We start from the raw sequence: 11331 nt of genomic DNA, 5'->3' as shown, positions 1-11331 counted from the left end.
GGTGGCGGGAGCCGATGCTGACCCAGTCATCCACCAACACCATTTTCAGGTGCAGGAAACACGGCTGGTATTCGAAAATTTTCACCCCGGCGCGCAACAGCCGCGGGTAATAGCGATGGCCGGCATAACGCACCGACGGGTGATCGGTTCGCGGCCCGGTCAGCAGCAAACGTACATCGACCCCCCGGGAGGCCGCGCGGCGTAGAGAGCGGCGGACCTTCCAGGTCGGCAAGAAATACGGCGTGGCCAGCCAGATGCGCCGCTGGCCGCTGTTCAGGGCGCGCACCAGCGACTGCAGGATATCCCGGTGCTGGCGGGCGTCGGCATAGGCCACCCGGCCCATGCCCGCACCACTCACCGGCACTCGCGGCAAACGTGGCAGGCCAAAGTGCGTCGGCGGCCGCCAGGCGGTACGGCGCAGGTTGGCGCGCCACTGGCGGTCGAACAGCATCTGCCAGTCGGCCACCAGCGGGCCCTGCATCTGCACCATCACTTCGTGCCATTCGCTGACGTCTTCGGTTGGCGTCCAGAACTGGTCAGTGACGCCAGTACCGCCCACCACCGCCCACTTCTGGTCGACCAGCAGCAGCTTGCGATGATCGCGATACAGGTTGCGAAAGCCACGACGCCAGCGCAGGCGGTTGTACCAGCGCAGCTCCACACCCGCAGCCAACAGACGCTGGCGCAGGCTCAAGGTGAAGGCCAGCGAACCATAATCATCGAACAGGCAACGCACCTGCACGCCGCGCTCGGCGGCCTGCACCAAGGCCTGGACCATGGTTTCGGCGCAAGCGCCGGCTTCGACCAGGTACAGTTCCAGGTCCACCTGATACTCGGCGCGCACGATTGCGGTGAGCATGCGCGGGAAAAACTGCGGACCGTCGATCAATAGCTCGAACTGATTGCCATCGCGCCAGGGAAAGACCGGTCCGGCCATCTCAACGCGCCGTGAAGATCAGCACCGCGGCCACCGGCACCGACGGGCTGATGGACTTGAGCCCGGCCAGCTTGCGCAAGGTGGCAAGGCCGGGGAGCAGATCGAAATCATCGGCGCGCAACATCAACGGTTCCAGGGTCACCACCTGAAAGCGCCGGTCATCCAGGCGGGTGGCCAGCAGCAGGGCGCTGTAGTTGTGCTGCTTGCCATGCAGGCTGACAGTCAGCGGCAGGCGCAGTTCCACCTGGGCGCCATTGGCCAGGTCGTTGATCGGGCGCAGGTCGATCTGCGCGCTGACCTTGGCTTCGGGGAACTTGGCGAACTCGAACAGTTCCTTGCGCATGCGTTCGTCACGCAGCGGCACGCCGCTGTTGTTGGAGTCCATCTCGACCTGCAGCTCGGCGGCGCCCTTGCGATCGACCTTGCCATGCAGAACGAGGAAACGATGCACCTCAGCGGTGTCACCGTTCTTGCTGGAGACAAATGACAGGCGTGACGATTCGCCGTCCAGGTGCCAGTTGGCCTGGGCAGGGAGACTGAGAACGACCAGCAGGGCAAGCAGAAGACGCGACAGACTGAACATGTGAAATCCTGTAACACAATGGTCGTCAACCTTACCCGGCTGCCTTCACGGCAGCAAGCGACAGCCCTCGCGCGGGCCCTGCCACTGCGCACGATTCTCGACCCCCAGGCCGGCAGCGCTGACCAGCCGCTGCTGCGCGTCTTCATCCAGGCGACTCAACGGCAGGTATTGGCGCACATAGCCCCGACAATAATGTTCGTCGAAATTCATGACATAGCGGCACGAACAGTACTCCTTGGCCGAGTAGGCACTGAGGATGCCGGGGAAATCCGCCAGCGCCTGGCGTTCGTACCAGGCCCAACCGCCGGCCAGCAGCGCCAGTACCAGCAACACGCGCGTCATGGCCGCACCTTGTCGACTGCTGCCAGTACCCGCTTGAGCAACTCGTTATGGGCAAAGCTGGCGTCGCGGTCATCGGCGTAGCGAACGATCAGCAGCTTGCGCGCCGGCAGCACATACAGTGCCTGGCCCCAATGCCCCAGGGCTGCATACGTGTCAGCTGGCGCATCCGGCCAGGGTGGCGGGCTGCCGGGCAAAGGTTGATTAAGCCACCAGTGCCCGCCCGGGTTGGCTTCACCGGGTTGGGCCGTGGCTTGCAGGAACGGCTGGCGATTGAAGTCGACCCAAGCGCTGGACAGCAATTGTCGCGTTTGCCAACGACCTTCGCGCAGCATCAACAGGCCAACGCGCGCCAGGTCGCGAGCACTCATGTACAGATAGGAAGAACCCACCAAGGTGGCACTGGCGTCACGCTCCCAGACCGCACTGGCAATCCCCAGCGGTTCAAACAAGGCGTGCCAGGGGTACTGCGCATATCCCGCATCGCCGACCATGCCGCGCAAGGCCGCCGCCAGCACGTTACTGTCACCGCTGGAATAGAGAAAGCGTTGCCCAGGGCTGGCCGCCTCGGGCCTGGCCGCCGTGTAGCCGGCCATATCGCCGCGCCCGCGAGTGTAGAGCATGGCCACTACCGAGGACTTGAGCGGCGCGTATTCGTAATCTTCCTGCCAGTCCAGGCCGCTGGCCCAGTGCAGCAGATCTTGGATGCGCACGTGGGGGTGGGCACGCATCGGCGCGTAGAAACGCGCAACCGGATCCTGCAGGTCAAAGCGGCCCTCGGCGTGGGCGACACCCAGCAGGGTCGCCAGCACGCTCTTGCTGATCGACCAGGTCAGGTGCGCGGTTTTAGCGGTGCTGGGCGCGGCATAGTGCTCATAGACAATGCGCCCGTCGGCGATCACCAGCAGCGCGTCGCTGCGCACGCCCTGACGTTGCTGGTCATCGCGTGGGGCGAAGGCATAGCGTTCAACCGCCTGCCAGGCGCTTCGGTTGGCATCGTTCGCCACCGTCCAATCAGGTACTGGCCAGTACTCCTCGGCCGAAACGGCCTTGCTGAAGGCGAAAACAGCCAGCATCCACCACACCGCGTTGCGCATGCCGCTTACTCAAGGCCAGGGTTCGCCCAGCCTGCCAGCGTTTCATGACAATCCGGCGGCGGCCCAGGCCTTGGCCAGGCGTTTGGCGCGGGCCGCACTGGCGATCTCCAGCAGGCCCTGATCGCGTTGCCACAGGCTTGCCCACTCGCCTGGGCTTGCCAGCAGTGCCTGATTGAGTTCATCTTTCAAGCTGTTGAACTGGGCAAACAGACCGCCCAGCAGCAAATGGCTGGCCGAGGTGTCGGCGCACTGGCGAGTGCTTTCAGCGCACGCGCCGAGCAGACTGATCAGGCGCAATTGCAGGTTTTGCGGCCAGCCCGTTTCCTGGCCGACGCCATAGAGCCAGGCACACAGGGCACTGAGCACATAAAGATCTTCCAGCGAGCGGAAGGGTTTGACGTAGGCATCCCAGCCGTCCCCCGCCAAGCGCTCGCACAACGCTCCTTGCAGATGCAGGCGGGCATGGCCGACTTCCGGCATCAACGGCAAGGCCGGCAGCGATTCGAGGCGCACGCCCGGTTCACCGGCGTAGACCACCGCCAGGCTCAGTTCTACTGGCTGCCCCTGCGCTTCGCAGCGCGCCGCCACCAGCAGCCACTCGGCATCGAGCCCGGCAGTGACAAAGTCCTTGCTGCCGCTCAGGCGCAAATCATCCAGACGCACCTGCATGTCCGCCGGGCGCACGCTGCGCCGCTCACTGGCGCACAGGGCACCAAGGCTCTGCGGCGCACTGGGCCACAGCACCCGCAGCGCCGCCTGGTAGCCGACCAGGAAGGCCAGGCCCGGGGTGCTCATCGCCCGCCCACCGAGCACCGCCAGGTCGAACGGGCTAACCGCACCCAGGCGTGCCAGCAGGCTGGAATAGGTATCGGCCAGCGTGGCCGCAAGGGGTTGTCTGTGTCGATCGTTGAGTCGTTGCAGCCAGGCCATCGAAGCGCTCCTTGAGGGGGCTGTCATACAAGCATCACCAAACATTCACGGGGGTGACACCGCATCTACCTAGGCTGAGCTTGCACAACAAAGTCGACCGGCCGCAACCCCATGGCTGGCTTATGGAGACACGCAATGACTCGGATCGCTCGCTCTGGCGACAACAGCACTGAACGCCGTCTGCAAGCCGAACGCCTGGTCGGCCCGGCAGCCCTGCAGGAAGCACAGGCCCTTCGTTTCAGCGTATTCAGCGGTGAATTCAAGGCCAAACTCAAAGGCGCCGAACTGGGCCTGGACATGGATGACTACGACATTCATTGCCGCCACATCGGCGTGCGCGATCTCACTAGCGGGCGCCTGGTCGCCACCACTCGTCTGCTCGACCACCAGGCCGCCAACAGCCTGGGGCGCTTTTACAGCGAAGAGGAATTCAGCCTGCACGGCCTCGGCCACCTGCAAGGGCCGATTCTCGAACTGGGTCGCACCTGCGTCGATCCGGCCTACCGCAACGGCGGCACCATCGCCGTGCTCTGGGCGGAACTGGCCGAAGTACTCAACGAAGGCCGCTACAGCTACCTGATGGGCTGCGCCAGCATTCCCATGCAGGACGGCGGTGTACAGGCCCACGCGATCATGCAGCGCCTGCGCGAACGCTACCTGTGCACCGAGCACCTGCGCGCCGAACCGAAGAAGCCACTGCCGAGCCTGGCCCTGCCGAACAACGTCATCGCCGAAATGCCGCCGCTGCTCAAGGCCTACATGCGCCTGGGGGCGAAGATCTGTGGCGAGCCATGCTGGGACGAAGACTTCCAGGTCGCCGACGTGTTCATCCTGCTCAAGCGCGACGAACTGTGCCCGCGTTATGCCCGTCACTTCAAGGCGGCGGTCTGATGCAGCGCCTGCGCGTCTATGCACGCGTAGCCCGGGTGCTGCTGGTGGTGCTGTTCGGCCTGGCCATGGCAGCCCTGTTCAGCCTTTATGAACGCCTGCGCGTGCCGGCCTCGACCGAGCGCCGCCAGCGTTGGTCGCAACTGTTCATGGGCAAACTGAGCAATGCCCTGCCGTTCAAGGTGCGAGTGGTGGGCCAACTGCCACGCCAGCCGATGCTGTGGGTCAGCAACCACGTGTCCTGGACGGATATTCCTTTGCTGGGCATGCTTGCACCGCTGTCGTTTTTGTCCAAGGCCGAAGTGCGTACCTGGCCGGTGGCCGGCTGGCTGGCACACAAGGCCGGTACCCTGTTCATCCGGCGTGGCGGCAACGACAGCCAACTGCTGCGCAAACAGATCAGCCAGCACCTGCAACAGGATTGCCCGCTGCTGATCTTCCCCGAAGGCACCACCACTGACGGGCGCAGCCTGCGCACCTTTCACGGCCGCCTGCTGGCCAGCGCCATCGACACGCAGACACCGCTGCAGCCGGTAGCCCTGCGCTACCTGCGCAGTGGACAAGCCGATTCGATCGCGCCGTTTATTGGTGACGATGATCTGCTCTCGCACCTGCTGCGCCTGTTCAGCAATGACTGCGCCGAGGTCGAGATCCATTTGCTGGCGCCAATTGCCAGTACCGGTGAAGAACGCGCCGCCCTGGCCTTCAAGGCGCAGCAGGCGATCCAGCAGGCATTGTTCGGTTGCGAGCCGGCTGCCCAGGCGCAACGCCGGGCCAGGGCTGCCTAGGTATTGGCGCGGGCAAAGCGCTGCAACTGCGGATAGAAATTGCGAAAGTCATCCAGCAACGGCTGGTACAGCGCCGCCACCTCCTCCACCGCGCCGTCCAGGCCTTCGGGCCGCGACAGGCGCCGGGCAATCCCGCGAAACACCGGTTCAAGTACCGCGAACTCGCGGTAAGACCCGAGCCAGTCATCGGCCGCCATGTACGGTGCTATCTGTGCCAGGCGCCCGGGCAAGGCCGGTTCTGCGGCCAGCACCCGGTACACGCGGTCAGTGAACTGGCCCAGCGGCTGCTCGGCATAGTCCTGCCAGTGCAAGGCCAGGCAATGGTCGAAAAACACATCGAGGATGATCCCGGCATAACGCCGCCGCTGCTGCGGGAAACGCGCCAGCGCCGCCAGCACCAGTGGATGGCTGTCGGTGTAGACGTCGATCTGCCGGTGCAGGCGGATCGCTGCCTCCAGTGACGGGGCGAAGCGCCCCTGCAGCGGCCCTTTGACAAAATCGCCATAAAGGCTGCCGAGCAATTGCTCGGGCTGCTGACCGCCGAGGTGAAGGTGTGCGAGGTAGTTCATGGACTGGGATTCTAGCACCCCGCCATCTATATCGTTATAACCCGATATAGCGATTTACGCTGAGCTCAGAACCACATCATATTTGTATATCGCGAAATACCGATTTATATTTCGCCCCATCGCGATATACCGCTACACACACCACGAGCCCAACCATGCCTCTCGATCTCGACGAAATAATAAAAGCCCTGGCCCACCCAGTACGGCGAGAAATCCTCAACTGGCTGAAGGACCCCGACGCGCAGTTTCCCGACCAGCACCACAGCACCGAACACGGTGTGTGTGCCGGGCAGATCGATCAACGCTGCGGCCTGTCGCAGTCGACCGTCTCCGCCCACCTGGCGACCTTGCAGCGCGCCGGCCTGATCAGCAGCCAGAAGATTGGCCAATGGCATTTTTTCAAACGCAACGAGGACACCATCCAGGCGTTCCTCAAGCAGATGAGCCAAGAGCTCTGACAAGGACCTTGCAATGCCCCTTTCGCTGATAATCCTGGCGCTCAGCGCCTTCGCCATCGGTACCACCGAGTTCGTCATCATGGGTCTGTTGCCGGATGTGGCGGCAGACCTGGGTGTATCGATTCCCGGTGCCGGCTGGCTGGTCACCGGCTACGCCCTGGGCGTGGCCATCGGTGCGCCGTTCATGGCCCTGGCCACCTCGCGCCTGCCACGTAAAGCGGCGCTGATCGCGCTGATGGGCGTGTTCATCGTCGGCAACCTGCTATGTGCGGTGGCCAGCGACTACAACCTGCTGATGTTTGCCCGGGTGGTGACCGCCCTGTGCCATGGTGCCTTCTTCGGTATCGGTTCGGTGGTGGCCGCCAGCCTGGTGCCGGCCAACCGCCGTGCTTCGGCGGTCGCCTTGATGTTCACCGGCCTGACCCTGGCGAACGTGCTGGGTGTGCCGCTGGGTACCGCGCTGGGCCAGGAATACGGCTGGCGCTCGACCTTCTGGGCAGTGACGGTGATCGGCGTCGTCGCACTGATCGGTCTGATCCGCTTCCTGCCGTTCCGGCATGACGAAGAGGCTCTCGACATGCGCGCTGAACTTGCCGCGCTCAAAGGCGCCGGCATCTGGCTGTCGCTGTCGATGACCGTGCTGTTCTCGGCCTCGATGTTCGCCCTGTTCACCTATGTCGCACCGCTGCTCGGTGACGTCACCGGCGTTTCGCCACGGGGCGTGACCTGGACCCTGCTGCTGATCGGCCTGGGCCTGACCCTGGGCAACATCCTCGGCGGCAAGCTCGCCGACAAACGCCTGGGCGCCACCCTGATCGGCGTGTTCGCCAGCATGGCGGTGGTGTCCACCGTATTGAGCTGGACCAGCGTCGCCCTGATCCCGGCAGAAATCACCCTGTTCCTCTGGGCCACTGCAGCCTTTGCCGCGGTCCCCGCCCTGCAGGTCAACGTGGTGACCTTCGGCAAGGCCGCCCCGAACCTGGTCTCGACCCTGAACATCGGCGCTTTCAACCTGGGCAATGCCCTGGGCGCCTGGGTTGGCGGCACTGTCATCGCCCAGGGCCTGGGCCTGACCCGCGTGCCCCTGGCCGCCGCAGCGCTGGCGGTGCTGGCGTTGATCGTCACCCTGATCACTTTCAGCCAGGGCGGTAACAAAGCCGAACTGGCACCTGCCACTCACTGATAGGCCTTGAGGTATTTATGACGACTCTTTTCGATCCGATCACCCTCGGCGACCTCAAACTGCCGAACCGCATCATCATGGCCCCGCTGACCCGCTGCCGCGCCGATGAAGGCCGGGTACCCAACGCGCTGATGGCCGAGTACTACGTACAACGGGCCAGTGCCGGGCTGATCCTCAGCGAAGCCACTTCGGTAACGCCCATGGGCGTCGGCTACCCGGACACCCCGGGGATCTGGTCCAACGATCAGGTGCGCGGCTGGACCAACGTCACCAAGGCGGTGCATGGCGCCGGCGGGCGGATCTTCCTGCAGCTGTGGCATGTGGGGCGCATCTCGCACCCGAGCTACCTCAACGGCGAAACCCCGGTGGCACCGAGTGCAATCCAGCCCAAAGGCCATGTCAGCCTGGTGCGCCCACTGGCCGACTACCCGACGCCACGGGCACTGGAAAGCGCAGAAATCGCCGATATCGTCGAGGCCTACCGCACCGGTGCCGAGAACGCCAAGGCGGCCGGTTTCGACGGCGTCGAAGTGCATGCGGCGAATGGTTACCTGATCGACCAGTTCCTGCAGAGCAGCACCAACCAGCGCAACGACCAGTACGGTGGTTCGCTGGAAAACCGTGCACGGCTGCTGCTGGAAGTGACCGACGCCGTGATCGACGTCTGGGGCGCACAACGGGTCGGCGTGCACCTGGCGCCACGGGCCGATTCCCATGACATGGGCGATGCCAACCGTGCCGAAACCTTTACTTATGTTGCCCGGGAACTGGGCAAGCGCGGCATTGCCTTTATCTGCTCGCGAGAGAAAGAAGCCGACGACAGCATTGGCGCGCTGATCAAGCAGGCTTTTGGCGGCCCGTACATCGTCAACGAGCGCTTCACCAAGACCAGCGCCAACGCTTCGCTGGCCAGTGGTAAAGCCGATGCGGTGGCCTTCGGTATTCCGTTCATTGCCAACCCGGACCTGCCAGCCCGCCTGGCAGCCGATGCACCGCTGAACGAGCCGCACCCGGAGACCTTCTACGCCAAGGGGCCGGTGGGTTACATCGATTATCCGCGGATGTAGGTGCTGAACGCATCGCGGGGCAAGCCCGCTCCCACAGGAACAGTGGTGATCTCTGTGGGAGCGGGCTTGTCCCGCGATGAGGCCCTCAAGGCCGGGTATTGATCTGCTGTTGCAGGTTCTGCACCTGGCTTTGCAAGGTATTGATGTTTCGAGTCACCTGGCCACGAAACGCATCGAACTCCGCCGTTGACGCACCGCCACTGGCCGCAGGCGCCGGGCGGTTCTCCTGTTCGCTCTTGAGCACGATCAGATCCTGCTCCAGGCGCTGGATCGCCGCCGCCGGGTTGCCCTGTTTCTTCAGCGTCGCCACATCTGCGCTCAGGCTCTTGAGCTCACCATCGAGCTTGCCGCCATCGACCTGGGCCGTCTTCAATGCCGCCAACTCGTCATTTACCCGCTTGAGCTGTGCCTGCAACTGCTCCTGCAACTTGGCATTGGCCGCCTGCTGCTCGCTGGCCTGAGCCAACACCTGCTCCAGTCGCTTGCCCAGATCGCCGGTCTGCCCGGCCACACCCTGCTGTTGCTTGCCCTGCTCGGCCAGGCTCGCCTGCAGCTGCCTGATCTGCAGCTTCAGGGCTTCGCTGTCGGTGCTGACACTGGTCTCGCTGGCCGCAACCTTGCCGCTGATCGCCTGCAGGCGTCCCGCCGCGTCTTCACTGATGCGGGCGAAACTCTCCTGGGTGGCAACCAGTTGCTGCTCCATCAGGGAAATCTGTTGGAAGCTCCACCAGCCAAGGCCAGCCAGAGCAATGAACGAGGCGCCGAGCAATGCCCACAACGGGCCGCTGCTCGCGGCCTTGGGCTGAGCACGCGAAGCTGCCGGCCCGCCACGACGCACACCCGCTACCGGGACGAAATCATCGTCATCACGGCTACCGGCACTCAAGGTCGGCACGTTATCGAAATCATCTGGAGCATCGTTACGCATGGGATCCCTTCAACCACGGTGATAGCAAATGGTCAGTAGTATAAAGCCTGATCAGCGCACTGATCGACCGCAAAGCCCTGGTCCGGTTCAGTCCTTGCAGGACGGAAGGTCCTGGGCTTTCCACCAGCCACAGAACTCATCCAGTGCCGACCACAGGCTGACGCTGGGGCGGTAATCAAGAAACTGCCGGGCGCGGCTGATGTCGAGCGTGAAGTCCTTGCTCATCACCTGCGTACCCAAGCGCGACAGGGTCGGTTGCGGACGGCCAGGCCAGAGCAGGCAGGCACCTTCGTTCAAGGCCGCCAGGCTGTAGGCCAGGCCGTAGGAACGGTAACGGGTGACCTGCGGCAGGTGCATTTGTCGCATTACATAATTGACCACATCCCACAATGGCAACGGGTGGCCATTGCTGATGTTGTAGGCCTGGCCCAGCGCGGCCTCGTCGGCGAGCAAGGCACTGACCAACGCCTCGTTGAGGTTCTGCACGCTGGTGAAGTCGACCTTGTTCAAACCATTGCCGATGATTGCCAAACGCCGCTTGCGCTGCATCTGCAACAAGCGCGGGAAGATGCTCACGTCGCCAGCGCCAGTGACAAAATGTGGACGCAGGGCCAGCACTTCGAGGCCGAACTCCTGAGCGCCGAAGACCTTCTGCTCGGCCAGCTGCTTGGTTGCCCCGTAATGGTTATGGAAGCGCCGCGGCACCTGCTCTTCAGTGATGCCCAACTGCGAGCGGCCATTGAAACAGATCGACGGCGAAGACAAGTGCACCAGCCGCCGCACATGCTCTTTAAGGCATGCTTCCACCACGTTTTCAGTCACCACCACGTTGCCCTGGTAGAAATCCTGATAGCGCCCCCAGTTGCCCACGGCACCCGCGCAATGCACCACGGCTTCGACGCCCTGGCACAGGCGCCGGGCCAGGTCCGGGTCGTTGAGGTCACCCGGGATGAACTGCGCGCCGCGTCGCACCAGGTGCTCGACGCCTTCGGCGCGGCGGCCGTTGACCCGAACGTCAAAGCCCTGCTCCAAGGCAAAGCGCGCAAAGCGCCCGCCGATGAAGCCGCTCGCGCCGGTGACCAGAATTCGCATGTAGCACTCCGCCTAAAACAGGTTTTTCAGATACTGCTGACGCCGCCCGTGCCTACAAGGGCACCAGCCATTGCCCGGCCGTGAGGCGCAGGTGTTCCGTCAGCTGGCCAAGCAACTGCCCGCCATTGCGCCAATGATGCCAGTACAAGGGCACGTCGATGGGTTTATCCGCCGATATTTCTACCAGACGCCCGCTGGCCAGTTGGTCGCGTACCTGCAGTTCCGGCACCAGGCCCCAGCCCAGGCCCGCTTCGGTCATGCGCAAAAAGCCCTCGGACGACGGACACAGGTGATGTAGGAAACCGTCCTCAATACCCAGGGACGCCAGGTAACGGTGCTGGAGAAAATCATCCGGCCCGAACACCAGCGCCGGGGTACGCGACAAACGGCCGGCATCAAAGCCCGAAGGAAAGTAGCGGGCCATGAACGCCGGGCTGGCCAGGGCACGGTAGCGCATAGCACCAAGCAACAG

Annotated in this window: 14 protein-coding genes; 5 read left to right on the top strand and 9 right to left on the bottom strand. The window is 63.8% G+C overall.

Annotated elements, in window-relative coordinates; genetic code table 11:
* The 5 genes from UW3_RS26450 to UW3_RS0103380 form a co-directional block, all read right to left on the bottom strand.
* A partial coding sequence (locus UW3_RS26450) for a phospholipase D-like domain-containing protein (protein ID WP_010220851.1) occupies positions 1 to 937 on the bottom strand: 937 nt, incomplete at its 3' end.
* 1 nt (position 938) lies between these two features.
* On the bottom strand, positions 939 to 1520 hold the full coding sequence (locus tag UW3_RS0103395) for a YceI family protein (protein ID WP_010220850.1): 582 nt from the start codon (positions 1518 to 1520) through the stop codon (positions 939 to 941).
* 45 nt (positions 1521 to 1565) lie between these two features.
* On the bottom strand, positions 1566 to 1862 hold the full coding sequence (locus tag UW3_RS0103390) for an amidase (protein ID WP_010220849.1): 297 nt from the start codon (positions 1860 to 1862) through the stop codon (positions 1566 to 1568).
* Positions 1859 to 2935, bottom strand: a complete 1077-nt coding sequence (locus UW3_RS0103385) for a serine hydrolase domain-containing protein (RefSeq protein ID WP_100782581.1) — start codon at positions 2933 to 2935, stop codon at positions 1859 to 1861. The genes UW3_RS0103390 and UW3_RS0103385 overlap by 4 nt, the downstream gene beginning before the upstream one ends.
* A 63-nt stretch (positions 2936 to 2998) precedes the next feature.
* Entirely contained in the window at positions 2999 to 3886 is an 888-nt protein-coding gene (locus tag UW3_RS0103380; RefSeq protein ID WP_010220847.1) for an acyl-CoA dehydrogenase middle domain-containing protein, read from the bottom strand.
* A 135-nt stretch (positions 3887 to 4021) separates the two neighbouring features.
* On the opposite strand from UW3_RS0103380, the gene olsB reads away from it, so the two are divergent.
* Together olsB and UW3_RS0103370 are read left to right on the top strand one after the other, a co-directional pair.
* Positions 4022 to 4777, top strand: a complete 756-nt coding sequence (gene olsB, locus UW3_RS0103375) for an L-ornithine N(alpha)-acyltransferase (RefSeq protein ID WP_010220846.1) — start codon at positions 4022 to 4024, stop codon at positions 4775 to 4777.
* Positions 4777 to 5562 (top strand): lysophospholipid acyltransferase family protein, encoded by a 786-nt coding sequence (locus UW3_RS0103370; protein ID WP_010220845.1) that lies wholly within the window; start codon positions 4777 to 4779, stop codon positions 5560 to 5562. The genes olsB and UW3_RS0103370 overlap by 1 nt, the downstream gene beginning before the upstream one ends.
* Here the strand turns inward: UW3_RS0103370 and UW3_RS0103365 are convergent.
* Positions 5559 to 6131, bottom strand: a complete 573-nt coding sequence (locus UW3_RS0103365; RefSeq protein ID WP_010220844.1) for an acyl carrier protein phosphodiesterase — start codon at positions 6129 to 6131, stop codon at positions 5559 to 5561. The genes UW3_RS0103370 and UW3_RS0103365 overlap by 4 nt on opposite strands.
* Positions 6132 to 6286: 155 nt before the next feature.
* Here UW3_RS0103365 and UW3_RS0103360 point away from each other — a divergent pair, with 155 nt between their 5' ends.
* The 3 genes from UW3_RS0103360 to UW3_RS0103350 are packed head-to-tail and all read left to right on the top strand — an operon-like array spanning position 6287 to position 8839.
* A complete protein-coding gene (locus UW3_RS0103360; RefSeq protein WP_010220843.1) occupies positions 6287 to 6589 on the top strand; it encodes an ArsR/SmtB family transcription factor in 303 nt (100 codons plus the stop codon).
* 13 nt (positions 6590 to 6602) lie between these two features.
* Positions 6603 to 7772 carry an MFS transporter gene (locus UW3_RS0103355; RefSeq protein WP_010220842.1) on the top strand — a complete coding sequence of 390 codons (1170 nt, stop codon included), beginning with the start codon at positions 6603 to 6605 and terminating at the stop codon, positions 7770 to 7772.
* A 17-nt stretch (positions 7773 to 7789) separates the two neighbouring features.
* Positions 7790 to 8839, top strand: coding sequence for an alkene reductase (locus tag UW3_RS0103350; RefSeq protein WP_010220841.1), 1050 nt, complete (start codon positions 7790 to 7792; stop codon positions 8837 to 8839).
* An 85-nt stretch (positions 8840 to 8924) separates the two neighbouring features.
* Here UW3_RS0103350 and UW3_RS0103345 read toward each other — a convergent pair whose 3' ends face one another.
* The 3 genes from UW3_RS0103345 to UW3_RS29200 all read right to left on the bottom strand — a co-directional run.
* The gene (locus UW3_RS0103345; RefSeq protein WP_010220840.1) at positions 8925 to 9767 is read right to left on the bottom strand and encodes a hypothetical protein; all 843 of its coding nucleotides are present in this window, start codon (positions 9765 to 9767) and stop codon (positions 8925 to 8927) included.
* 87 nt (positions 9768 to 9854) lie between these two features.
* Positions 9855 to 10859: an NAD-dependent epimerase/dehydratase family protein gene (locus tag UW3_RS0103340; RefSeq protein WP_010220839.1), complete on the bottom strand. Its 1005-nt coding sequence runs from the start codon at positions 10857 to 10859 to the stop codon at positions 9855 to 9857.
* Between the two features lie 52 nt (positions 10860 to 10911).
* Positions 10912 to 11331 (bottom strand): LysR substrate-binding domain-containing protein (locus UW3_RS29200; protein ID WP_237716718.1); only part of this gene is annotated, 420 nt, incomplete at its 5' end.

The sequence above is a fragment of the Pseudomonas donghuensis genome, from assembly GCF_000259195.1.
Lineage (GTDB): Bacteria > Pseudomonadota > Gammaproteobacteria > Pseudomonadales > Pseudomonadaceae > Aquipseudomonas > Aquipseudomonas donghuensis.
Note: the sequence above shows the minus strand (reverse complement) of the source record. Positions and strands in the feature narration are given on the sequence as shown.